This is a genomic window from Streptomyces sp. NPDC047002 (genome assembly GCF_040704505.1).
In the GTDB taxonomy this organism is placed as follows: Bacteria; Actinomycetota; Actinomycetes; order Streptomycetales; family Streptomycetaceae; genus Streptomyces.
In genome coordinates, this window is sequence record NZ_JBEYWC010000014.1 from 76603 (window position 1) to 98755 (window position 22153).

The window sequence follows — 22153 nt, forward strand, 5'->3', positions numbered from 1 at the left end:
CGTCACACGCCTTCCACGGCCGGAGGTCCTTGTGGAGCGTCACCGGGCATCGGAGCCGGGCCCCGCGCGCACGCCGCGGGTCGGCGGGCCGCGTCTGCGCCGCGCGGCCGCCGCCCTCACCTCGCTGATGGCGCTCACCACCACCTCGCTGGTCACCGGGCCCACCGTGGAGGCCGCCGCCTCGCCCGCCGCGTGCGCCCTGCCGCGCACCGCGGCGCACCACAGCCTCGGCCTCGACTCCTGGAACGGTTCCTACGTGCGCCCCGACCACCCCGTCGACGCGGTGATGATCTTCCTGTCGTTCCCCGACGCGACGCCGCGCACGACCCCGCGCGAGCTGGCCGCCGACCACTTCCCCGCCACCAGCGTCTTCTGGAACCGCTCCTCGTACGGGAGGTTCGTCCTGCGCGACCACCCGAGGGCGCACTGGCTCCGGATGCCGCGCCCGTCCACCGCCTACCGCATGACGCGGTACTGGGCGCCGTCGCGGCGCGACATGTACCTGCGGGACGCGCTGCGCGTGGCCGACCCCGTCGTGGACTTCGCCAAGTACCAGGTCGTCTATCTCGTGGCCGACCCGGACGCGCCGGGCGTCGACTCCGACGCCACCAAGGTGGTCAACTTCAGCCGCCCGATGCGCGCGGACGGTACCGACATCGGGCGGATCGTGACCGTGTTCGAACACCATCCGCCGGACCGCAACGTCCTGGCGCACGAGACCGGCCACGTCTTCGACCTGCCCGACCTCTACCACCGCCCCACCGACGGCAAGGGCGACTGGGACACCTACGTCGGCGACTGGGACGTGATGGGCAGCCAGTTCGGCCTCGCGCCCGACCTCTTCGGCTGGATGAAGTGGAAGCTCGGCTGGCTGGACGACCGGCAGGTGCGGTGCGTGCAGAGTGCGGGCGCCACCATGCTCACGCTCGAACCGGTCTCCGCGCCCCGGTCCGTGGCGGGCCGGGCGGGCACCCGGCTCGCCGTGATCAGGACGGGCGAGGACTCCGCGATCGCCGTGGAGGCGCGCGCGGCCGTCGGCAACGACGCCACCACGTGCACCGAGGGCGTACTGATCTACCGGGTGCGCGGCGGCACCGAGTCGGGCGACGGGCCCGTGAAGGTCTACGACACCCACCCGCACACCTCGGCCTGCGCGGGATCCTCCGTCTACCCGCCGCTCGCGGACGCGCCCCTCGGCGTCGGGGAGACCTACACGGTGCCGGGGGAGCGGGTCACCGTCGAGGCGGCCGACCGCACCCCGAGCGGCGCGTGGACGGTGAAGATCACGACCGGCGCCGGGGCGTAGGGCCCCGGCAGGGGGCCGGTCGGCGACACGCACAAGAGGCCCCCACCGCACGGTGGGGGCCTCTCGCTGTCTGTGCGCCGCCAGGGACTCGAACCCCGGACCCGCTGATTAAGAGTCAGCTGCTCTAACCAACTGAGCTAGCGGCGCCTGCTGACGTCGTAGACCTTAGCACCCGGATCGGTGCGAGGAAAAATCGATACGGGACGGCGAAGGAGCAGGTCGGCGCCGTGCCGCGGCGCCCGGCCGCCCGCCCGCGGCGCGGGAGGTCGCGCGGGCGGCCCCCACACAGGCCCACAGCAGCACCTCGGGCCCCGGCAGCCACGGCCCCCTGGTGTCGGGCGCGACCACCCAGCGCGGCCCCTGGCCCGGCGCAGGGGCGAGCGGCGGGACCGTCACGGCGTCGCCCGCGCCGTGGCACAGCAGCGGCGGCACGCCGCCCGTGCGCTCCGTGCCGCCCCACTCCTCCCAGCCGATCAGCGCGGGCAGCCGCTGCGCGGTGCCGGGCGCCGCGAACAGCAGCACCCGGCCCCGGTGCGCGGCCACCGGGCCGGAGCCCGGGCCCTCGGACCAGAGCCGGTCGAGCACCCGGCGGGCGAAGACCGTGGGGAGGTTCACGACGTCGAAGACCGCGCCGCAGGGCAGCACCTCCGGCGCCTCGGGACGGGCGTTCCACAGCGCGAGCGCGGAGCGCGGCGAGGCCGCGGCCGAGGCCAGCCAGGCGGCGCCGTCCTGGGTGACGCGCTCGGTGTGCTGGCGCTCGGCCTCGCCGAGCAAGGACAGCAGGTCGGTGCGGCGGTGGGCGAGGGGCTTCTCGGTGCGCGGCCATGCGGTCATGCACCCAGGTCTACCTGGAGTGACGGGCAGGTGGCCGTGAGTTGCGCAAAACCGGGACAGGCGCGGCGGACGCGGCGTAATCTGCCCACCCGCATATGCCGGATGCGCGTACGGATGCACGTGCACCGGGGGCGCGCACGGGGCGCGCGGCCGGGGGCTGCGCGGCGCGCGCCGTGTCCCCTTCGTACGGCCCCGGTTCAGTCCTCGTCGGCGGGGGACGTGCCGGTGAGCAGATCGCGGCCGAACTCGACCATCTTCTTCGCGTAGTCCTCGGTCCAGCCCGCGCGCTCGGCGATGGCCGCCGCCGTCAGCCGGTCGAACCTGCGCGGGTCGGCGAGCTGCGCCGCCGCGACCGCCTGGAACTCCACGGCGCGGTCCGTCGCCGCGCGGAAGGACAGCGTCAGCTCCGTCGACCGGTCGAGCAGCTCGGCCGGGTCGTCCATCGACTCCAGGCCGAAGAAGCGGTCCGGGTCGGCGGCGGCAGCCGCGGGCTCGAAGAGGAGCGGAGCCGGCTTCATACGGCGCCGGCCGGGGGCGGCATCCGCCATGGTGTGCCCATGCCTTTCGTCGTGCCTCTGCGCCGTGCGCACTTCTGCGCCGTGCGCACGCGCGCTGTGCAGGACCGCCGGAGGTGCCGGGGCGCGCCCGGTCCGCCGGGGACCGCCGTCCATTGTCCCGCGCCGCGCAAGAGGGCGTCAGGGCCGTGGGCCGCGGCGGGGCTCAGGCGCCCTGCTCCAGGTGCGCCGTGTCGTTCCACACCTCGATCGCGGGGGCCCCGTACGCCCAGCCGAGGACGGAGAGGGAGGCGGGCGCGAGCCGGACCCGCGCGGCGAACGCGACCGGCTCGCCGAGCCAGCGCGCGCCGATCGCGCGCAGGATGTGCCCGTGCGCGAAGACCACCGCGTCGCGCTCCTTCGACCTGGCCCACTCCACCACCAGGCCGGCGCGGTCCGCGACCTGCGCGAGGCTCTCGCCGTCCGGCACGCCGTCGCGCCAGATGAACCAGCCGGGGCGCGCCTCGGCGATCTGCGCGGGCGTGCGGCCCTCGTAGGCGCCGTAGTCGAACTCCATCAGCGCGTCCCACCGGGCGGCCCGGTCGCCGAACCCCGCGAGCTCGCAGGTCTCGGCGGCCCGTGCGAGGGGGCTCGTACGGACCTCCGCGCCGCGCAGCCCCGACCACGGCGCCCGGTGCAGGCGTGCGCCGAGCGCCTTCGCGTCCGCGCGCCCCTCGTCGAGCAGCGGGACGTCCGTCCTCCCGGTGTGCTGTCCGGACACCGACCAGGCCGTCCGGCCGTGCCGGACGAGGAACAGGCGCATACGAGGGCTTCTCCCGGAAATCGTGGGCATACGTCCCCTCATCATCCACCCGCCCAGGCGGCACTCCCCACCCACCCACGCGCCATCCCCCCACCCGCCCTGCGTCACCCGCAGTCCCGCAGCCCCCGGCCCGTCCCGGGCAACCCGTACGCACCGACCGGCGTCCTCCGCCACGCGGCCCCGCGCGCCACAGGGGGCGCACGGGCGGTACCCGCCCCCCGGCCCACGGCGCGCCCGTCCGCCCCGTAGGTTGAAGGGCGGTCGAAAAGCAGATGAAAACATCATGGAGACGTCCGAATGTCGTACGCGCTGAGCGGCACCGACCGGCCGGGGGCACACCGCCCCGGGCTCCGGTGGTGGATCGAGATCCTGCTGCTCGCCGTGGTGTACGCCGCGTACTCCGCGGGCCGGCTCCTCGTACGGGGCGACATATCCGGGGCCGTCCACCACGGCCTCGCGATACTCCACATCGAGCAGCACCTGCGGATCGACCCCGAGCGCCTGCTCAACCACGTCTTCACCCGCACCGCCGTGCTCGGCGTCCCCGCCGACTTCGTCTACGCCTCCCTGCACTACGTCGTCACCCCGGCCGTCCTGCTCTGGCTCTACCGCCGCAGGCCCGCCCACTACCGCAGGGCCCGCACCTGGCTGATGCTCTCCACGATGCTCGGCCTGATCGGCTTCACCCTCGTGCCGACCGCGCCGCCCCGGCTGCTCGGCACCGGGTACGGCTTCGTCGACACCATGGCCCACTACAGCTCCTACGGCTGGTGGGGCGGCCAGGCCAGCGCGCCCCGCGGCCTCGGCGGCATCACCAACCAGTACGCGGCCATGCCGAGCCTGCACGTCGGCTGGGCGCTGTGGTGCGGCGCCGTCCTGTGGCGGCACGCGAAGACCCCGGCCGTACGGTGGCTCGGCGCCGCCTATCCGGTCGTCATCACGCTCGTCGTCGTCGGCACCGCCAACCACTACCTGCTCGACGCCGTCGCCGGGGTCTTCGTGATGGCCGTCGGCGCGCTGCTCACCGACCCGCTGCGGACGGCCTTCGCCCGTCTCACGACCCGCCCCGGGGGCCGGGGCGGCACGATTGTCCGTGGCGGGTGCGAGACTTCGCCGGGTGAGCGATTCCCAGGGCAGCGGACCCGCACCGGCAGTACCTCCGCAGGCGCGCAGCGCGGCGCACGGGCCGAAACCGACGGCACTGCGGCACCGGCTCGCTGAGCTGCGCGGCCCCGGCGTGGCCGCGCGCCCCCTCGACGCACGCGCGCTCGCCGCCCTCGCCGCCAACCCCGGCTGCAGGCGCCGCGCGCTGCTCGACGGCGCGGGCGTGGACAAGGGCGCGCTCGCCGACGCGCTGGGCTCGCCCGCGCCGTTCGGCCAGTCGCAGTTCGCGTTCGCCCGGGGCAACGCGTTCGAGGCGCGGGTCAAGGGGGACGGCGGGCGCCCCCTGCTCGCGCTCGTACGGGAGCACCTCGGCGCGCCGGGAGAGGCGGCGGACGGCGAGGCCGCGCGGGTGCCCGACCTCGCGGCAGCGGGGCCCGAGGGCCGGGTCGCGCGCACGGCGCTCGCGCTGCGCGAGGCCACCCGGGCGGCGGCGGACGAGGGCGCATGGACCCTGCTCGACCATCCGCTGCTCGCGCTCGATGTGGCGGGCTCGCCCGCCTGTCTGGAGCCGGACGCCGTCGTGGTGGACCCGGGCGGGCGCTGGACGGTGGTCGAGATCAAGTCGTTCCCGGTGATCGACGGCTCTGCCGACGCCGCGAAGGTCGGCGCCGCCGCCCGCCAGTCCGCGGTCTACGTGCTCGCGCTTGAGCGCGTCGCGCTGCGCACCGAGGGCGCGCGGACCGGTGACCGCGCGCTGCTCGTGTGCCCGAAGGACTTCTCCAACCTGCCCACCGGGTCCGTCGTGGACGTGCGCAAGCAGCTCGCGGTGACGCGCCGCCAGCTTGACCGGCTCACCCGGATCGAGGACATCGCCGACGCGCTGCCCGAGGGCGCGTCCTTCGACGTGTCGGGACGCTCGGGCGAGGAGCTGTCCGCCGCGGTCGAGGCGCTGCCCGCCGCGTACGCGCCGGAGTGCCTCGCCGCCTGCGAGCTGGCGTTCCACTGCAGGCAGCGGGCGCGCGGCGCGGGCCTCGTGGAGTCCCTCGGCCGGAGCGTGCGGGGCGACCTCGGCGGCCTCACCACCGTCGGCGCGGTCCTCGCCGCGGCGCGCGGCGAGGCGGGCGACCCCGCCGACCCCGCGGTCGCCGCGCTGCGCAGGGCCGCGGCCCTGCGGACGCAGGCGCTCGCCGGGACCCGGCGCGGCGCGGACGCGCCCGCCGCCGGAGGTGCCTGATGTCCCTGATCGGCACGCTGGCACGGCTCGAAGCCGTCGACACCGGGAGGGCGGCGCCGCTCACGACCGTCCGCCACCGCCACCTCGCGCACCGCCCGCTCGTCCTCGTACCCCTGACCACGGCGGGCGAGGCCGGGGCGCCGCTCGGCGCGCTCGTCGGCACCGACAGGGACGCGCCCCGGCTGCTGACGGTGGCCCAGCCGCGCGACCGCGACCTGCGGTTCGCCTTCCTCGCCGAGCTCGCGGACGCGGTCCTGCCCGTCATCGAGGCATACGCGGACGACGTGGAGCCCGCGGAGCGCGGCGAGACCGACCCGGAGACCGGCAAGCGCGTCAAGGTCGAGGTCGAGCTGTGCGCACAAGCGCCGCAGCTGATCGTGCCGAACGGGCCGGGCGTCGAGTTCCTGCGGCTGCTCGGCAGGTCCATGCGCTTCCGGCGCACCGCGGAGGACGACCCGGGCGCGGCCCACCCCGCGCCGCCCCGTGTCCCGCTGCTCGGCCGCTGGCTCACCCACTACGGGGAGCGGGCCCGCGTCCCCGGCTCCTGCCTGCTGCTCGCCATGACGGACCTCCTCGGCCGCCACTGGGCCACCGGCCAGTCCCACCTGGAGGACCAGCACCTCGGCGCCCTCCTCGCCTGGCTCGAACCGCCCGCAGGGCTCACCGGGGCCGAGGCCGCGCTGCGCGCCGAGACCGGCAGGGACGCGCAAGGACAGCTGCTCTGCCCGCCCGCGGGACCCGCGACCGACCCGGCGTTCGACAACCGCGTGCTCGCCCCGGCCGTCGAGCGCTACGACCTGGCCCGCAGGGCGCACGAGGCGGCGCAGGACGGCGCGTACGCGGAGGAGCAGCTCGCCAGGGCCACGGCGGCCGAGCGCGACATCAGGCGGGCGCTCGCCGAGGTGCTGCGGCCCACCTGGGACGCCGTGTGGCGCGGCATCGACCTGCTGGGCGAGCTGCCCGAGGGCTCCAGGGTCGCCGACCGCTGGACCAGGGACCGCTGGTCGTACACCGGCCACCGGGACCGGGTGCGGGCCGGTGAGCCGCCCCAGCCGCGCACGGACGACGCGGTGACCGCGGCGCGCAAGCTCGCCGCGCGGGAGACCGCCCAGGCCCAGCTGGAGGCCGCGGAGGCGCTCGACGACCCGCTGGTGCTCGCCGCGCACCGGCTCGCAGGGCAGGCGTTCGTCGGCGAGGTGGTGGACGTCGTCCTGGAGTACAGCGAGGGCAAGCGCCCCGCACCCCGCCCGCTGGTGACGCTCAGGACGGACGACGCGCCGCAGCTCGGCGAGCGCGCCAAGGTGTTCCGCTCGCTCGACGGCAAGGCGCAGACCGCGGTGTTCGCGGGGTACGGGACCGAGCCGGGCGGCGGCGCCGACGACGGGGGCCGCGGCGACCCGCGCGGCACGGTGGTGCTGCGCGTCACCGACCGCATGGGGCGTGCGAAGACGCCCGCCGAGGGCTCGGTGCCGGAGAAGGGCGACGTGATCGCGTGGACCCTGTTCGAGCACGACGTGCGCGGCGGCCCGAAGCTGCCGGACCCCGAGGACACGCCGTGGACCCACGGCGGCCCGCCGGAGGGCGCCGCGCGGCCGGCGCTCCCCGGCACCGGCGCCGCGGCGGAGTCCGGCGCTGCCGAGGACGCCGCCCGCAGGACGCCGCCCGAGCCCGACCCGGTCACCGAGGAGGACTTCCTGTGAGACGTCGACTTCCCGTGCGACGCGGCGGCCGGCCGCACGCCCGGCCGGCCGCGCGCCGCGCCCGCGGAGGACCGCGCCAGGCCGCGCGCCGCGACGGACGCGCCGGATGACCGGCCGCGCGGGGCAGGCCCCGCACCCGGGGAGCGCGGGGCCGGTCGCCGACCCGGGCGAGGACCCCGGCAGGGCGGCGGCCCTGGCCACCGGGGCGATCCTGCGCGACACCCTGCACGGCACCCGCCGCGGCGTCGTCGTGGACTCGCCGCCCGGCGCGGGCAAGTCCACGCTCGTCGTGCGGGCCGCCCGCGAACTGGCCGCCGCGGGACGGCCGCTGATGGTGGTCGCGCAGACCAACGCCCAGGTCGACGACCTGGTGCTGCGGCTCGCGGAGAAGGACCCAGACCTGCCGGTCGGCCGGCTGCACAGCAGCGACTCCGACCCGTACGACCCCGCGCTCGACGCCCTGGAGAGCGTCCGCACGTCCTCCCGCGCCGCCGACCTGGCCGGGCTCGACGTCGTCGTCTCGACGGCCGCGAAGTGGGCGCACGTGCAGGGCGTCGAGCCGTGGGGGCACGCCATCGTCGACGAGGCGTACCAGATGCGCTCGGACGCACTGCTCGCCGTCGCGGGACTGTTCGAGCGCGCGCTGTTCGTCGGCGACCCCGGCCAGCTCGACCCGTTCAGCGTGGTCGGCGCCGAGCAGTGGGCGGGGCTCTCGTACGACCCCTCGGCGAGCGCCGTCTCCACGCTCCTCGCGCACAACCCGGACCTGCCGCAGCACCGGCTGCCGGTGTCCTGGCGGCTGCCCGCCTCGGCCGCGCCGCTGGTGTCCGGCGCGTTCTACCCGTACACCCCGTTCCGCAGCGGCACCGGGCCGGGCGACCGCACGCTCTCCTTCGCCACGGCATCCGACGGCTCGGGCGCCGACCGGGTGCTGGACGAGGCGGCCGCGTCGGGCTGGGGCCTGCTCGAACTGCCCGCACGGCGCACGCCGCGCACGGACCCCGAGGCGGTGCGGGCCGTCGCGGGGATCGTGCGCAGGCTGCTCGACCGGGGGTGCGCCGCCACCAGCGAACGGGCCGAGGGGCCCGTGCCGGTGACGGCCGACCGGGTCGCGGTCGGCACCGCGCACCGCGACCAGGCAGCGGCGGTCCGCGCCGCCCTCGCGGAGCTCGGCGTGCGGGGCGTCGCCGTCGACACCGCCAACCGCCTCCAGGGCCGCGAGTTCGACGTGACGGTGGTGCTGCACCCGCTGTCGGGGCGCCCCGACGCCACCGCCTTCCATCTGGAGACCGGCCGCCTGTGCGTCCTCGCGTCCCGCCACCGCCACGCGTGCGTCGTGGTGTGCAGGGCGGGCGTCGCCGAACTGCTCGACGACCATCCGTCCACGGAGCCCGTCCAGTTGGGGGTCACGGTGAAGTTTCCCGACGGCTGGGAGGCCAACCACGCGGTCCTCGCCCACCTCGCCGAGCACCGGGTGCCCGGCTGAGCGGCGTGCACCTCACAGGGGGCGGCCGGTGCCCGCGCCCGAGCGCGCCAGGAAGTCCTGCACGCCCCGCGCGCGCCGCTGCGGCAGCATCACCCGGGCCGTCGTCGTCACTATCCCCCGGATACGGGAGGAGGTGACCTGGTCGAGCAGGTCGAGCGCCGCGTGCCCGGCGGCGGCCGCCTCGTCGGGCGAGCCCGACTTGGCCAGGCACAGCGCCAGTTCGACCCGGTACAGCGCGAGGTTGCGGGCGAAGTGCCCGTCCTGGAGCGCCGTCGCCCGGTAGGCGTGGCGGGCCGCGCGCGGCCAGTCGCCGAGCGCCGCGTGACAGCGGGCCTCCTGCCAGGCGAGTTCCGGTTCGCCGAAGAAGGACATCCACTCCGGGTCGTCGTCCGAGGGGCCGCGCGCGAACAGGTCGTGCGCCCGGCCGAGTCCCGCCGTCGCCGCCGCGCGGTCGCCGAGCCCCGCCCAGCCTGCCGCCTCCCGCAGGTGCAGCAGCGAGCGCAGCCGCGGCGACGGCAGCCGCCGCGCGGCCCGCAGCCCCGCCTGGGCCGCCCGTACGGCCTCCCGGTGCTTGCCCGCGTCGTCCGCGAGGAACGCCGTGTTGCAGAAGGCGTGCGCCTCCAGCGCGGGGTCGTCCGCCACGCGCGCGGTGGCCAGCGCCTCCGCGTAGTGCGACCGCGCCTGCTCGAAGCGGCCCGAGTCGTGCGCCAGCCATCCCACGGAGACGGCGAGTTCACCCGCGCCTGCGTGCAGCCGCGCGCAGAGCGCCTGTTGGGAGACCCGGCCGGAGTCGAGCAGCGCGTACGCGGCGCGCAGCGGCTCGGTGGCCCGCCTGAACAGCCCGTCGGCGCCGTGCCTGTCGTCCAGCAGGCGGATGCGCCGCACCTCCTCCTCGACCGCGCGGACCTCGGGCTCGCCGGCCCGGCCCGCGCCCGCGTGCGCGCCCCGGCGCGGGACGGGCACGCCGAGGGTCGCGCACGCCACACCGGCGCTGCCGCTCGTCATGAACACACGGCGCAGCATGTCGCTCTCCTCGTCCGGTCGGCGGGTGGTGGTCGGCGGATGGTCGGGCATGTCGGGCGGCTCGGGCGGGGCCGGGGCCGCGGCGGACTCGCGCGCGCCACGGCCGCGTACCGCCTCGCGCGCGGTAAAGCCCAGGTCCCCCAGGGACTTCCCGGGGAACATGTGGAGGAAGACCCGCTCGTACGCGTAGTTGGGGCAGCGGATCTCGCCCGACTCCACGCGGCCGACGTAGCGCGCGTCGCAGGCGACCTGTTCACCGATCTCCCGCGCGGCCCTGCGCACGGCCGCGGCGAACTCCGCGGGGGAGCGCGAGCCGCGCAGCGCGCGGAACGCCGCGTTGGGAACCGCCGGTGACGTCGACATGGCCGAACCCTCTCTTCGTACGGGGCAAGAACGTACCCGCTGTGACGGAGCGCGCACACAGCGTTTGGCTGCAAACCGGATATCTCACCCGCGATCTGCCATGAAGTGCCATCCTTTGCGGCGGCGTGCCGCCGTAGCCGTTGACGCCCTCGCGCGTTGAACCCACAGGACACGTGCGGCGTGTCCCGCTCGACGACTCGCGCGTGGACGAGACGAGGAGGTCTGCCTTGTCCGAGGTGGAGGTGGAGTTCGGCATGGAAGCCAGCCAGGAGCTTCGCGGGACCGGCGGGCGCCGGGCGGGGACGGCAGGGGAGGGGGACGCCGCGGCGCCGTGCGACCTCGTCATGGTCCCCGCGCGGCAGGGCCTCGAAGCGGTGGACATCCTGCGCAGGGGCGGGGAGCCCGCCGTCGGCCCGGTCATCCACGACGCGCCCTGCGACACCCTGGGTTTCCTCGTGCCGCCGGGCACCGCCGAGGGCTGGGACGTGCCGGGCAGCGCCTGTACGGAGACGGACGGCCGGGGCATCAAGCTCCCCTCGGACCCGCCGGTCGTCGGCACCGGCTGGCTGCTCCCGCCGGGCGCGGCGAGCGGCGCCCCCGTCACCGACCCGGCCCGCCTGCGCCGCGCTCTTGACGAGGCGGCCCGCACCATCGAGGCGGCGGACAGCCGCAGCTGAGCACGCCGCCCGCCGGTCCCGGGGCCCGGCCCGCAGGAGGCCCACGGACCGGGCCGCGCGGGCCCCGGCCGGGTCGGCGCGGCCCACGGACCGGGCCCCCGCGGTCGCCCGTCTCCCGTCCGGCGACAATGGGGGCATGGGCAGACAGTCACGCAGGGGCGGGCGCGCGGGGGCCCCGGGGGCGCTCGCCGTGCGGGAGGCGGTCGGCGGCGGCACGGCCGAACTCGTGCCCGACCGGGAGCGGCCGCGCGCGGCGACGCTGCTGCTCGACGGCGCGCCGCAGTCCCATGTCGACCTCGCCGACCCCGGCCACCTCGACTTCGCCTACCAGCGCAGGCTCGGCCACGCCGTGGACCTGCTGGCGCCCCCGAGGCAGCCGCTGCGGGTGCTGCACCTGGGCGGCGGTGCCTTCACCCTCGCCCGCTACACCGCGGCGACCAGGCCGCGCTCCACCCAGCAGGTCATCGAGGCGGACGGCGCGCTGGTCGCGTTCGTCCGCGCCCATCTGCCGCTCGACCCGGCGGCCCGCGTCCGGGTGCGCACCGCGGACGCGCGCGCGGGACTCGCCGCCGTACGGGACGGCTGGGCCGACCTCGTCATCGCCGACGTCTTCGCGGGCGCCCGCACCCCCGCGCACCTCACGAGCGCCGAATTCCTCGCCGAGGCGCGGCGGGTGCTCGCGCCGGGCGGCTGGTACGCGGCCAATGTCGCGGACGGCCCGCCCCTCGCCCACCTGCGCCGCCAGGTCGCCACGGCGGCGACGGTCTTCCCGCACCTGGCGCTCGCCGCCGACCCCGCCGTCCTGCGCGGCCGCCGCTTCGGCAACGCGGTCCTGCTCGCGGCCTGTGCCCCGCTGCCCGTGGCGGAGCTGACCCGCCGCGTCGCCACCGACCCGCACGCCGGCCGGGTGGCACACGGCCCCTCCCTCACCGACTTCGCCGGCGGCGCCGCCGTCGTGCGCGACACCGACGCCAGGCCCTCCCCGTTCCCGCCGCCCGGCACCTTCGACTGAGCGCCGCGGTCCCGCTAGCGCGCGTCGAACTGGACCGTCGGGGCGTGGCCGTTCCAGGTGTAGAAGACCGAGGACTCCTGGGTGCCCCGGGTGAAGGTGACGCGGACCCACTCGGGCTGGGACCAGGTCTGCACCTGCCAGCCCGCCTCGGGGGTGGCGGAGACCAGGGACGCCGAGGTGTCGGTCACGGAGAAGACGGCGCGGCCGCCGGTGATCTCGTAGCTCCGCAGCCGCGCCGCGTGCGCAGGGGCGGGGCTCGAAGCGGGCGCACCGGTGGGAGCCGGCGGCGAAGGGGACGGGGCGGAACGCGTCGCGGACGGCGTCGGGGCGGGCGGGGGCGAGGAGGGCTCGGGGCGCCGGGTCGCGGGGACCAGGGGCGGCGGCGTGGACACGGCGGTGGGGCCCGCCGCGGTGAGCGGCACGGCGCGCGGGGGATCGTACGCGGTGCCCGCCATCACCGAGTGGACGCCCCACCACGAGAGCGTGACCGCGGCCCCGGTGGCGAGCGACCACGCGACGACGGGTACGAGTGCCTGGCGCATCACCGCCATGGTGCACCACCGGCCCGGCACCCGGCTCACCCGGATGGCGTACGGTGCGGCCCATGGCACGAGTGCTCGTGGTCGAGGATGACCAGTTTGTGCGTTCCGCACTGATCCGGCATCTGACCGAGGCGTCCCACACCGTACGCAGCGTGGGCACCGCGCTCGAAGCCCTGCGCGAAGTGGCGCACTTCGCCTTCGACGTGGTGATCCTCGACCTCGGGCTGCCCGACCTCGACGGCTCGGAGGCGCTGAAGATGCTGCGCGGCATCACCGAGGTGCCGGTGATCGTCGCCACCGCGCGCGACGAGGAGAGCGAGATCGTCCGGCTGCTCAACGCGGGCGCCGACGACTACCTCACCAAGCCGTTCTCCGTGGAGGTGCTGTCCGCGCGGATGGCCGCGGTGCTGCGCCGCTCCCGCCTCGGCCCGGCGGACGGCGGGGCGCCGGGCGCCCTGATCGAGGTCGGCGGCCTCGCCATCGACCCGCTGCGCCGCCACGCCACCCTGGACGGCACCGCACTCGACCTGACCCGGCGCGAGTTCGACCTGCTGGCGTTCCTCGCCGGGCGGCCTGGCGTGGTGGTGCCGCGCAGGGAGCTGCTCGCCGAGGTGTGGCAGCAGTCGTACGGCGACGACCAGACCATCGACGTCCACCTGTCCTGGCTGCGGCGCAAGCTCGGCGAGACGGCGGCGCGCCCACGCTATCTGCACACCCTGCGCGGCGTCGGGGTGAAGCTGGAGCCGCCGAGCGCCGGGCCCCTCGCCCGATGAGGTGGGCGCTGGCCAAGGTGGTGCTCGCGGTGAGCGTGATGGTCGTCGTCGCGTTCGCCGTGCCGCTCGGGCTCGTCGTCAAGGAGATGGCGCGCGACCGGGTGTTCACCAACGCGGAGCGGCAGGCGGCGACCATCGGGCCCGCCCTCGCCATCACCACGGACCGGTCCATGCTGGAGCGCGCGATGCTCTCCACGCAGGCGGGCTCCGACGGCCGGATGGCCGTGCACGTGCCCGCGGGAGGGGGCGCGGCCGCCCTCGACCTCGGTGAGCGCCGGGCCGGCGCCGCCGACATCCGCACGGTGGAGCGGGTCGGCCGCGCCTCCATCTCCGCGGTGCGCGGCGGCTTCGCGCTGCTCCAGCCGACGGCGCTCGGCTCCGGCGTGACCGCCGTGGTGGAGGTGTACGTGCCGGAGGCCGACGTGGCCCGGGGCGTGGCCACCGCGTGGCTGGTCCTCGCGGGCGTGGGCTGCGCGCTGGTCGCGGGTTCCGTGGTCTTCGCCGACCGGCTCGGCCGCCGTACGGTGGGTCCTGCGCGGCGGCTCGCGGACGCGGCGCAGGCCCTCGGACAGGGCGCGCTCGGCACCCGGGTGCCCGAGGAGGGGCCGCCCGAACTGCGCTCGGCCGCCGCCGCGTTCAACGCCATGGCGGACCAGGTCGTGCAACTGCTGGACGCCGAAAGGGAGTTCGCGGCCGACCTGTCGCACCGGCTGCGCACGCCGCTGACCGTGCTGCGGCTCAACGCCGCCTCGCTCGGGGACGGTCCGGCGGCGGAGCACACCCGGGAGGCCGTGGCCCGGCTTGAACGCGAGGTCGACACCGTCATCCGCACCGCCCGCGCCGCGAAGCCGCGCACCGGCGCGCCCGGCACGGTGACCGGCTGCGACGTGAGCGAAGTGGTGCGCGAGCGCATGGACTTCTGGTCGGCGCTCGCCGAGGACGAGAACCGCGCGGTCCGCGTCGCGGGCGTCGGGACGCCCGCGCGCGTGCAGGTGGCGCGGCCCGAACTCGCCGCAGCGCTGGATGCGTTGCTCGGCAACGTGTTCCGGCACACGCCCGAGGGCACGGCGTTCGCCGTCGACGTGCACCAGGCCAGGGACGCGGTGATCGTGCTGGTCTCCGACGCGGGCCCCGGCATCGACGATCCGGGGGCCGCGCTCGCCCGCGGCAACAGCGGCGGCAGGCCGGGTTCCACCGGCCTCGGCCTCGACATCGCGCACCGGGTCGCCGCGTCCACCGGCGGCGACGTGCGGATCGGCCGCTCGGTGCTCGGCGGCGCGGAGATACGGATCTGGCTCGGCGTCGGCGCCCCGCAGCGCGGTGGGGGAGCGGTGGCCGGCGGCCGGGGTACCGGTGGCGGCCGGGGGTCGGGCCCCCGGAAGTGGGGCGTCCGGAGCCTGGACGTCCGAGGCTGGGGCGCCCGGGGGTTGGGGCGCCGAAGCGGTCATCGGCGGAATCGCGGCGATCGGACGCGGTCATTCACTTAAGCGGTTCCGATCGATTCCTTAACGGGGTCCTAAAGGTGGCACCGAGAAAACGGAACCACCGCCACCGCCGGGCGTGAGCGGTTAGCGTGCTGAGTGTCCCCCCACGGGACCGGACCGGGTCCGGCCGTGCGGGCGCCGCAGCCGACCGCCCCACCGGCCGGCCCGGCGCCCGGCCGGACCCCGGTCCACCCCGGGCCGCACGGCGCGGGGGCCTCCGCCTCACGGCAGCGCGTTCGCCCTGATGACCTCCGCGTACCAGCGCGCGCTCGCCTTCGGGATACGCCGCTGGGTCGCGTAGTCGACGTACACGACGCCGAAGCGCTTGCTGTAGCCGTACGCCCACTCGAAGTTGTCGAGCAGCGACCACAGGAAGTACCCGCGCACATCGGCTCCGGCCGCCAACGCCCGCTGTACGGCGGCGAGATGACCCGCCAGATAGGCGATGCGCCCGGGGTCGTCCACCCGGCCGTCGGCGCCGACGCGGTCGTCGAAGGCCGCGCCGTTCTCCGTCACCATCAGCGGCAGGTCCGGGTGGTCGCGGTGCAGGCCGACCAGCAGCTCGTACAGGCCGTCCGGGTCGATCGCCCAGTCCATCGCCGTGCGGTCGCGCCCCTCGGGCAGGTGGAAGACGACGTCCTCGGCGCCCGGCCAGGGGGAGTGGTCGCTCGCGCCGTGGCCGCCGTGCGTGCGGGCGGCGGCTCCGCCCGGCACGGGGGCCGAAACGACGGTCGGGGTGTAGTAGTTGACGCCGAGCAGGTCGATCGGCCGGGAGCTGGTCTCCAGGTCGCCGGGGCGCACGAGGGCGGCCCAGTCCACCAGGCGTGCGGTGTCGGCCAGCAGATCCTGCGGGTAGGCGCCCGCCAGCATCGGTCCCGTGAAGATCCGGTTGCCCACGGCGTCGATGCGCCGGGCGGCCTCCGCGTCCCCGGGCCCCTCGCCCAGCGGGCGCACCTGGTGCAGGTTGAGCGTGACGGAGATCCGCGCGTCCGTCGGCAGCGCGGCGCGCAGCACCTCGACCGCCCTGCCGTGCGCGAGGTTCAGGTGGTGCGCGGCGCGCAGGGCGACCGCGGGGTCGGTGCGGCCCGGCGCGTGCACACCCGAGCCGTAGCCGAGGAAGGCCGAGCACCACGGCTCGTTGAGCGTCGTCCACAGCGGGACCCGGTCGCCCAGCGCCTCGGCGACCAGCGCCGCGTAGTCGGCGAACCGCTCGGCGGTGGGCCGGTGCGGCCAGCCGCCCGCGTCCTCCAGGTCCTGCGGCAGGTCCCAGTGGTAGAGCGTGGCGACCGGGGTGATACCCGCCGTGAGCAGCTCGTCCGTCAGGCGGCGGTAGAAGTCGAGTCCTCGCTGCACCGCGGGCCCCCGCCCGGTGGGCTGCACCCGGGGCCAGGAGACGGAGAACCGGTAGGCGGTCAGGCCCAGTTCGCTCATCAGCCGGACGTCGTCGCGGTAGCGGTGGTAGTGGTCGGCGGCGGTGTCGCCGGTGTCGCCGCCCAGTACCCGGCCCGGCGTGTGGGCGAAGGTGTCCCAGATGGAGGGCGTCCTGCCGTCCTCCGCCGCGGCCCCCTCCACCTGGTAGGCGGCGGTCGCCGCGCCCCAGGTGAAACCGGTGGGGAAGCCGGCGGGTGCGGTGGCGGGGGATGCGGTGGTGCGGGCGCCGGTCTCGGGCTGGAGTGCGGTCATTCGGGAGCGCTCCCATGAGTGTGCGTACGGGCGGGGGGACCTGGAGGGGCGGGGCGCCCGGCGCTCATCCCTTCACGGCGCCGGACATGATGCCGCCGACGATCTGCTTGCCGAACACCACGAACACCGCGAGCAGCGGCAGCGCGCTGATCAGCGCGCCCGCCATCACGATCGACTGGTCGGGGGTGTACGAGGCGCTGAGCTGGCCGAGTGCGACCTGGAGGGTGGGGTTCTGCTGGCTGAGCGCGAGGTAGGGCCAGAAGAAGTCGTTCCACGCCTGCACGAAGGTGAGCATCCCGAGCACCATCATCGCGGGCCGCGCGACCGGCAGCACGATGCTGCGCACGATGCGGAAGTTGTTGGCGCCGTCCACCTTCGCCGCCTCGACCAGCTCGTACGGCAGCGCCTCCAGCAGGTACTGGCGCATGAAGAACACACCGAACGCGCTCACCAGCGTCGGGAAGATCACCGACTCCAGGTGCCCGCCCCAGCCGATGTCGGACATCATCATGAACAGCGGCACGACACTGAGCTGCGGCGGGATCGTCAGGGTGGCGATGACCGCGGTCATCAGCCAACCCCGGCCCCGGAAGCGCATCTTGGCGAAGGCGTACCCCGCCAGTGTGCAGAAGAAGAGGGTGGCTGCGGTGATGCAGCCGGAGACGACGACGCTGTTGACGATCGCCTTGCCGAGGTTGGCCTGCTGCCAGGCGGTCGCGATGTTGTGGAACAGCCGCCCGCCGGGCAGCAGCGGCGGGGTGAGCGCGAGCACCTCGTTCTGCGTGTGGGACGCGGCGACGAGCGTCCAGTACAGCGGCAGGATCGACAGGATGCCGGCGACGACGAGCGCGGCGTAGGTGAAGGGTCCCGCGTGCAGCTGGCGTCCCGCGCCGACGCGGAGCCTGCCGCGCTCCGCGCGGGGTGCGGGGCTTGTGGTGGTCATGGCGGAGCGCTCCCTCAGGCGGCGGACTTGCGGACGAGGCGGCCGACGAGCAGGTTGATCCCTGCGATGATCAGCAACAGGGCGAGCATCGCCCAGGCGACGGCGGCCGCCGGCCCCAAGTGGCCCAGCTTCCAGCCGTAGTTGTAGAGGTACACACTGAGCGTCTCGTACTGGTTCTCGTTGCCTCCGGTGGCGCCCACGGTGCCGCCTTCGAGCAGCAGCGGCTCGCCGAACAGCTGCATGGAGCCGATGGTCGAGATCACGATGGTGAACAGGATCGTGGGCCGCAGCGAGGGGATCGTCACCTTGCGGAACTGCTGCCAGCGGTTGGCGCCGTCGATCGAGGCCGCCTCGTACAGGTCGGTCGGCACGGCCTGCATCGCGGCCAGATAGATCAGGGTGTTGTAGCCAGTCCACCGCCAGATCACGATGGCGGAGATGGCGATCTTCGAAGTCCAGTGCCCGTTGGCCCAGTTGGTGTGGCCGAGCCCGATGAAGTGCAGCAGCCAGTTGAGGATGCCGCCGTCGGCGCGGAAGACCAGCGCGAACACCAGCGCCGCCGACGCCACCGAGGTCGCGTACGGGGTGAGGATGAGCGTGCGGAAGAACGTGCTCGCGCGCAGGCGGTAGTTGAGCAGGTGCGCGAGTCCGAGCGCCATCAGCAGCTGCGGCACGGTCGAGATCACACCGATGGCGAAGGTGTTGCCGACCGCGGTCCAGAACTCGCTGTCGTGCAGGATGGTGCCGAAGTTGGCCCAGCCGACCCACTCCATCTGGTCGAGCCCCGTCATCTCCACGCGGTGCAGGGCGATCCAGCCGGTGTAGACGAGCGGGAAGAGGCCGAAGGCGCCGAAGACGAGGAAGAACGGGGCGATGTAGGCGTACGGCGACGCCTTGTCGTCGAAGCGCCACAGCCGGCTGCGCCAGGACCCGCGGCCTGCGGCAGGCGGCGGAGCTGCGGCCCCGCGGGGCGGCGGGACGTGCGCGTCCCTTGTGGGTGTCGAAGTGGCCACGGTCGGAGTCCTCTTCCTTGTCCTGTGGGGTCCGCGTCTGCCCTGTCTCGCGGGGCCGGGTCCTGGCGGTCCGCTGCCCTGCCCGGCGGGCCCCGGGCCCGGCTTCCCGGCGGGGGAGGGGGCCGGGGACCGGTGCGGGGCCCCGAGGCGCCGGGCCCCGCACCGGTCCCCGGCCCGCACAGTCAGCCGATGACCTTGTCGATGGTCTTCGTCGCCGCCGCCCACGCGTCGGCCGGCTTGGTGCCGCGCTGCTCCATGTTGTTGATCTCGTTGGAGATGGTGTCCTTGATGACGCCGTCCTTCGGGCCGAGCACCGCCGCCGGGATCGAGGCCGCCTCCTGCGCGTAGATCGTGCCGATCGGCGCGTTGTTGAAGTAAGGCAGCGTCGCGTTCTGCACGGCGGGCAGCGTGTACGCGCCCTGGTTGGACGGGAACACCCCGATGGCCTTGAAGGTGGCGGCCTGCTGAGCGGGCGCCGTCAGCCACTTGACCAGCTGGGTCGCCTCCTTGACGTGCTTGCCGCTCTTGGGCACCGCGAGGAAGGAGCCGCCCCAGTTGGCCGCCGCCGCGCCCGGCGCCTTGGCGATGTCCCACTTGCCCTTGAACGACGGGCCCGCGTTGGTGGAGATCTGGCCCGCCATCCACGCGGGGCACACCACCGTCGCCACGGTGCCCTTGCGCAGCGCGGCCACCCACGGGTCGTTGAACTGGGCGAGGCCCTGGCTCAGTTTCTTGCTCGCGGCCTCGGCTGCGAGGTTCCAGCCCTCCTTGACGCTGGCGCTCGTCTTGTAGACCGCCTTGCCGTCCTTGTCGTAGTACTGCTGGGGGCTGGAGCTGACGACCGCGTTGTACATGGCGCTCGCCGAGTCCATGAAGTACGTGCCGGACGGCGCCTTCTTCTGGTACTGCTCGCCCAGCTTCAGGTAGTCCTCCCAGCCGCCCGCGACCAGTTGCGCGACCTTGTCGCGGTCCGTGGGCAGGCCCGCCTTGGCGAACAGGTCGCGGTTGTAGCACAGCGACATCGGGCCGATGTCCGTGCCGGCGCCGATCACCTGGCCGCCCGGCGTCGTGGCCTGGGCCTCCTTCCAACTCACCCAGTCCGAGGGCTTGATGGTCCTGGCCAGGTCGACGAAGGAGTCCGCCTTGGTGTCGACGACCTCCTTGATGCGCCCGACCTCGATGCCCGTCACGTCCGCGAGGCCGCTGCCCGAGTTCAGCTCCTGCAGGAGCTTCGGGTAGTAGACGGTCTCGTCGGCGGTGACGTCCTCCTTGACCGTGATGTCCGGGTGGAGCTTGTGGTACTGGGCGAACAGCCCGGCTTCCTTGTAGCCGAACTGGCCGTAGTCCGCGACGGTCAGCGTGATCTGCCCGTTCGCCGCGTCCGAGCCGCCGTCGCTGGTGCCGCTGCTGCAGCCCGTCAGCAGCAGCGCGGAGGCGGCGAGTACCGCGGTCGTGGCGGCCGCCGCGCCCCTTCTGCCTCGGCGGCTGCCGACAGTGCGGGTGATGCGCATTCCACTACTCCTTGGTTCCGGGACGAAGGACCCGGTTGCGGGGTCCGGCGGTGGCCGGCGCTTGGCCGGTGCGGTGGCCGGCGCGCGGCCGGCGGCGGGGCCGGTGCGGATCGGCGCGTGCCGTGCCCGGCGTACGGTGGTGTCCTGAGACGGATTGGGAGCGCTCCCAATCCGATGCTGCTCGAAGACTCACGCCCCGAGGGGCGACCTGTCAATACGTGAAGTCGGTTCCGTTGCGGGAGTGTGTCCTGCGGGCCGCCGGGCGCCGCCGGGCGGGCCGGGCGCACGAGGTGGACCATGGCCGTCGGGCCGTGGTCACAATGAGGCCGTCCCGCCCGTACGGGGCGCGCACAGAGCTGGAAGGTGAACGATGAGCCGAGCCGAGAAGGACCCCGAGGCCAGGGGTCCTGCCCGCCCCACCCTTGAGGCCGTGGCGGCGCGCGCGGGGGTCGGCAGGGGCACCGTGTCCCGGGTCGTGAACGGCTCCGTGGGGGTCAGCGCCAAGGCGCGGGCCGCGGTGGAGAAGGCGATCGCCGAGCTGGGGTACGTACCGAACAGGGCGGCGCGCACTCTCGTCACAAGTCGAACGGACGCGGTGGCCCTCGTCATACCCGAGGCCGAGACCCGGCTGGTCGCCGAACCCTACTTCTCGGACACCATCAGGGGGGTCACCGCGGGCCTCGCCGACACGGACATGCAGCTGCTGCTGATCCTCGTGCGGACCGCGAAGGAGCGGGAGCGGCTCGCCGCCTACCTCTCCGCGCAGCGGGTGGACGGGGTGCTGCTGGTGTCCGTGCACGAGGACGACCCGCTGCCCACCTTGCTGGAGACCCTCGACCTGCCCGCCGTGCTCGGCGGCAGGCGCTCCGACCGCGAGCCGCTCAGCTATGTGCACGCGGACAACGCCTCGGGCGCGCGCGCCGCCGTCGAGCACCTGCTCGGCCGCGGGCGGCGCGCCGTCGCGACGATCACCGGGCCGCTCGACATGGAGGTCGCGCGCGCCCGCCTCGACGGCTACCGGGCCGCCCACGGCGCCGCGCGGCCCGACGAGGCGCTGGTCGCGCACGCCGACTTCACCGAGGAGGGCGGGGCGCTCGCCATGCGTGAACTCCTTGAACGCAGACCGGGCCTCGACGCCGTGTTCGCCGCTTCCGACGTGATGGCCGCCGGCGCGCTGCAGGTGCTGCGCGAGGCGGGGCTGCGGGTGCCGCGGGACGTGGCGGTGGTCGGCTTCGACGACTCGATCGTGGCCCGGCACACGGACCCGCCGATGACCAGCGTGCGCCAGCCGATCGAGGAGATGGGCCGCACGATGGCGCACATGCTGCTCGACGAGATCGCCCACCCCGGCCTGCCCCACCGCCATGTCGCCCTCGCCACCGAGCTGGTGGTGCGCGAGTCGTCGTGAGGTGACGGCGGCGGGCAGGTGTGCGCCGCCCCGGGCGTCCCGGCGCGCCCGGCCGCCCCCTCCCGTATCCACGAATTGAAAAATTCTTCAATCGACGGCATGATGCTCCCGGCCGCACCGGGGCACCGGCGTCCCCGCGGCCGCGTACAGGGCCGGCCGACAGGGAGGTCGGGCGCGTGGACGAGGACACACGCAGTGTGGTGGCGCGGGTGCGCGCCGCGCGGCGTTCGGTGCGCGACGCGCTCGCCGCCGGTGGCTCGGCCGCGGTGGGTCCCGCGATGGACGATCTTGAGGATGCCGTGCGCGCGGCCTGGAAGCGCGGGATCGACGTCCCCCGGGATGATGAGCGCGACGTGTCCGAGGTGGACGAGTGAAGGGGTTGAGCGCGGTGCCGGTTCCGCTGTACCAGGCCAAGGCGGAGTTCTTCCGGATGCTGGGGCATCCGGTCCGCATCCGGGTGCTCGAACTGCTCCAGGACGGGCCGCGCCCCGTGCGCGAACTGCTCGCCGAGATCGAGGTGGAGCGCTCGAACCTGTCGCAGCAGCTCGCCGTGTTGCGCAGGTCGGGCATCGTGACGTCGGCGCGCGAGGGCGACACCGTGGTGTACGCGCTGGCCGGTCCCGACGTCGCCGACCTGCTCAGGGCCGCCCGCCGGATACTCACCGAGATGCTGGCCGGGCAGCAGGACCTGCTCGCGGAACTGCGGGACGCCGACCGCGCGACGGTCCCGGAACGCTGAC

19 protein-coding genes, 1 tRNA gene and 2 pseudogenes are annotated in these 22153 nt (G+C 75.1%); 12 read left to right on the forward strand and 10 right to left on the reverse strand.

The genetic code is table 11. From position 1 onward, the window contains the following. The first annotated feature begins 127 nt into the window (after positions 1–127). Positions 128–1306 (forward strand): M6 family metalloprotease domain-containing protein, encoded by a 1179-nt coding sequence (locus tag AB0910_RS15780; RefSeq protein WP_366745230.1) that lies wholly within the window; start codon positions 128–130, stop codon positions 1304–1306. A gap of 73 nt (positions 1307–1379) precedes the next feature. On the opposite strand, the gene AB0910_RS15785 is transcribed toward AB0910_RS15780, so the two are convergent. From AB0910_RS15785 to AB0910_RS15800, 4 genes and pseudogenes are all read right to left on the reverse strand, one after another. Beyond that, positions 1380–1453, reverse strand: a tRNA-Lys gene (locus AB0910_RS15785). Next, positions 1444–2140: pseudogene (locus tag AB0910_RS15790) on the reverse strand (bifunctional DNA primase/polymerase). The gene AB0910_RS15785 and the pseudogene AB0910_RS15790 overlap by 10 nt, the downstream one beginning before the upstream one ends. 197 nt (positions 2141–2337) lie before the next feature. Next, entirely contained in the window at positions 2338–2688 is a 351-nt protein-coding gene (locus AB0910_RS15795) for a hypothetical protein (protein ID WP_366745155.1), read from the reverse strand. A 172-nt stretch (positions 2689–2860) separates the two neighbouring features. Further along, a complete protein-coding gene (locus AB0910_RS15800) occupies positions 2861–3457 on the reverse strand; it encodes a histidine phosphatase family protein (protein ID WP_366745156.1) in 597 nt (198 codons plus the stop codon). A gap of 297 nt (positions 3458–3754) precedes the next feature. Here AB0910_RS15800 and AB0910_RS15805 point away from each other — a divergent pair, with 297 nt between their 5' ends. The 4 genes and pseudogenes from AB0910_RS15805 to AB0910_RS15820 all read left to right on the forward strand — a co-directional run bounded on the left by AB0910_RS15805 (position 3755) and on the right by AB0910_RS15820 (position 8981). After that, positions 3755–4678 carry a phosphatase PAP2 family protein gene (locus AB0910_RS15805; protein WP_366745157.1) on the forward strand — a complete coding sequence of 308 codons (924 nt, stop codon included), beginning with the start codon at positions 3755–3757 and terminating at the stop codon, positions 4676–4678. Beyond that, positions 4575–5795: a hypothetical protein gene (locus AB0910_RS15810; RefSeq protein WP_366745158.1), complete on the forward strand. Its 1221-nt coding sequence runs from the start codon at positions 4575–4577 to the stop codon at positions 5793–5795. Before AB0910_RS15805 ends, AB0910_RS15810 begins: the two co-directional genes overlap by 104 nt. After that, positions 5795–7372, forward strand: a pseudogene (locus tag AB0910_RS15815) (hypothetical protein); the annotation flags it as partial. The gene AB0910_RS15810 and the pseudogene AB0910_RS15815, both read left to right, overlap by 1 nt. Before the next feature lie 229 nt (positions 7373–7601). Next, a complete protein-coding gene (locus AB0910_RS15820; protein ID WP_366745159.1) occupies positions 7602–8981 on the forward strand; it encodes an AAA domain-containing protein in 1380 nt (459 codons plus the stop codon). A 12-nt stretch (positions 8982–8993) separates the two neighbouring features. Here the strand turns inward: AB0910_RS15820 and AB0910_RS15825 are convergent, their stop codons facing one another. Continuing rightward, complete coding sequence (locus AB0910_RS15825) at positions 8994–10367, reverse strand: tetratricopeptide repeat protein (RefSeq protein WP_366745160.1); 1374 nt, start codon at positions 10365–10367, stop codon at positions 8994–8996. A gap of 344 nt (positions 10368–10711) precedes the next feature. On the opposite strand from AB0910_RS15825, the gene AB0910_RS15830 reads away from it, so the two are divergent. Together AB0910_RS15830 and AB0910_RS15835 are read left to right on the forward strand one after the other, a co-directional pair. Next, positions 10712–11044, forward strand: a complete 333-nt coding sequence (locus tag AB0910_RS15830) for a hypothetical protein (RefSeq protein ID WP_366745231.1) — start codon at positions 10712–10714, stop codon at positions 11042–11044. A gap of 136 nt (positions 11045–11180) precedes the next feature. Further along, positions 11181–12056: a fused MFS/spermidine synthase gene (locus tag AB0910_RS15835; protein WP_366745161.1), complete on the forward strand. Its 876-nt coding sequence runs from the start codon at positions 11181–11183 to the stop codon at positions 12054–12056. Between the two features lie 14 nt (positions 12057–12070). Here the strand turns inward: AB0910_RS15835 and AB0910_RS15840 are convergent, their stop codons facing one another. Next, positions 12071–12598 carry a hypothetical protein gene (locus tag AB0910_RS15840; RefSeq protein WP_366745162.1) on the reverse strand — a complete coding sequence of 176 codons (528 nt, stop codon included), beginning with the start codon at positions 12596–12598 and terminating at the stop codon, positions 12071–12073. A 62-nt stretch (positions 12599–12660) separates the two neighbouring features. Here AB0910_RS15840 and AB0910_RS15845 point away from each other — a divergent pair, with 62 nt between their 5' ends. Both AB0910_RS15845 and AB0910_RS15850 read left to right on the forward strand, forming a co-directional pair. Next, complete coding sequence (locus tag AB0910_RS15845) at positions 12661–13371, forward strand: response regulator transcription factor (protein ID WP_366745163.1); 711 nt, start codon at positions 12661–12663, stop codon at positions 13369–13371. Further along, on the forward strand, positions 13368–14858 hold the full coding sequence (locus tag AB0910_RS15850) for a HAMP domain-containing sensor histidine kinase (RefSeq protein WP_366745164.1): 1491 nt from the start codon (positions 13368–13370) through the stop codon (positions 14856–14858). Before AB0910_RS15845 ends, AB0910_RS15850 begins: the two co-directional genes overlap by 4 nt. Before the next feature lie 219 nt (positions 14859–15077). On the opposite strand, the gene AB0910_RS15855 is transcribed toward AB0910_RS15850, so the two are convergent. The 4 genes from AB0910_RS15855 to AB0910_RS15870 all read right to left on the reverse strand — a co-directional run bounded on the left by AB0910_RS15855 (position 15078) and on the right by AB0910_RS15870 (position 20005). Further along, positions 15078–16538, reverse strand: coding sequence for a GH1 family beta-glucosidase (locus AB0910_RS15855; protein ID WP_366745165.1), 1461 nt, complete (start codon positions 16536–16538; stop codon positions 15078–15080). A 64-nt stretch (positions 16539–16602) separates the two neighbouring features. Then, positions 16603–17481: a carbohydrate ABC transporter permease gene (locus AB0910_RS15860; protein WP_366745166.1), complete on the reverse strand. Its 879-nt coding sequence runs from the start codon at positions 17479–17481 to the stop codon at positions 16603–16605. A 14-nt stretch (positions 17482–17495) separates the two neighbouring features. Continuing rightward, complete coding sequence (locus AB0910_RS15865) at positions 17496–18494, reverse strand: sugar ABC transporter permease (RefSeq protein WP_366745167.1); 999 nt, start codon at positions 18492–18494, stop codon at positions 17496–17498. A 182-nt stretch (positions 18495–18676) separates the two neighbouring features. Next, on the reverse strand, positions 18677–20005 hold the full coding sequence (locus AB0910_RS15870; RefSeq protein ID WP_366745168.1) for an extracellular solute-binding protein: 1329 nt from the start codon (positions 20003–20005) through the stop codon (positions 18677–18679). A 370-nt stretch (positions 20006–20375) separates the two neighbouring features. On the opposite strand from AB0910_RS15870, the gene AB0910_RS15875 reads away from it, so the two are divergent. The 3 genes from AB0910_RS15875 (at position 20376) to AB0910_RS15885 (ending at position 22152) form a co-directional block, all read left to right on the forward strand. Then, positions 20376–21413 (forward strand): LacI family DNA-binding transcriptional regulator, encoded by a 1038-nt coding sequence (locus AB0910_RS15875; protein WP_366745169.1) that lies wholly within the window; start codon positions 20376–20378, stop codon positions 21411–21413. 176 nt (positions 21414–21589) lie between these two features. Then, the gene (locus AB0910_RS15880) at positions 21590–21787 is read left to right on the forward strand and encodes a hypothetical protein (protein WP_366745170.1); all 198 of its coding nucleotides are present in this window, start codon (positions 21590–21592) and stop codon (positions 21785–21787) included. A gap of 14 nt (positions 21788–21801) precedes the next feature. Continuing rightward, the gene (locus tag AB0910_RS15885; protein ID WP_366745232.1) at positions 21802–22152 is read left to right on the forward strand and encodes a metalloregulator ArsR/SmtB family transcription factor; all 351 of its coding nucleotides are present in this window, start codon (positions 21802–21804) and stop codon (positions 22150–22152) included. The last annotated feature ends 1 nt before the right edge of the window (position 22153 follow it).

What these genes read in the sequence shown, in the direction of transcription:
- AB0910_RS15780 (WP_366745230.1), top strand. Translation starts at nt 128, where the DNA reads ATGGCGCTCACCACCACCTCGCTGGTCACCGGGCCCACCGTGGAGGCC.
- AB0910_RS15795 (WP_366745155.1), bottom strand. Translation starts at nt 2,688, where the DNA reads ATGGCGGATGCCGCCCCCGGCCGGCGCCGTATGAAGCCGGCTCCGCTC.
- AB0910_RS15800 (WP_366745156.1), bottom strand. Translation starts at nt 3,457, where the DNA reads ATGCGCCTGTTCCTCGTCCGGCACGGCCGGACGGCCTGGTCGGTGTCC.
- AB0910_RS15805 (WP_366745157.1), top strand. Translation starts at nt 3,755, where the DNA reads ATGTCGTACGCGCTGAGCGGCACCGACCGGCCGGGGGCACACCGCCCC.
- AB0910_RS15820 (WP_366745159.1), top strand. Translation starts at nt 7,602, where the DNA reads ATGACCGGCCGCGCGGGGCAGGCCCCGCACCCGGGGAGCGCGGGGCCG.
- AB0910_RS15825 (WP_366745160.1), bottom strand. Translation starts at nt 10,367, where the DNA reads ATGTCGACGTCACCGGCGGTTCCCAACGCGGCGTTCCGCGCGCTGCGC.
- AB0910_RS15830 (WP_366745231.1), top strand. Translation starts at nt 10,712, where the DNA reads ATGGTCCCCGCGCGGCAGGGCCTCGAAGCGGTGGACATCCTGCGCAGG.
- AB0910_RS15835 (WP_366745161.1), top strand. Translation starts at nt 11,181, where the DNA reads ATGGGCAGACAGTCACGCAGGGGCGGGCGCGCGGGGGCCCCGGGGGCG.
- AB0910_RS15840 (WP_366745162.1), bottom strand. Translation starts at nt 12,598, where the DNA reads ATGCGCCAGGCACTCGTACCCGTCGTCGCGTGGTCGCTCGCCACCGGG.
- AB0910_RS15845 (WP_366745163.1), top strand. Translation starts at nt 12,661, where the DNA reads ATGGCACGAGTGCTCGTGGTCGAGGATGACCAGTTTGTGCGTTCCGCA.
- AB0910_RS15850 (WP_366745164.1), top strand. Translation starts at nt 13,368, where the DNA reads ATGAGGTGGGCGCTGGCCAAGGTGGTGCTCGCGGTGAGCGTGATGGTC.
- AB0910_RS15855 (WP_366745165.1), bottom strand. Translation starts at nt 16,538, where the DNA reads ATGACCGCACTCCAGCCCGAGACCGGCGCCCGCACCACCGCATCCCCC.
- AB0910_RS15860 (WP_366745166.1), bottom strand. Translation starts at nt 17,481, where the DNA reads ATGACCACCACAAGCCCCGCACCCCGCGCGGAGCGCGGCAGGCTCCGC.
- AB0910_RS15870 (WP_366745168.1), bottom strand. Translation starts at nt 20,005, where the DNA reads ATGCGCATCACCCGCACTGTCGGCAGCCGCCGAGGCAGAAGGGGCGCG.
- AB0910_RS15875 (WP_366745169.1), top strand. Translation starts at nt 20,376, where the DNA reads ATGAGCCGAGCCGAGAAGGACCCCGAGGCCAGGGGTCCTGCCCGCCCC.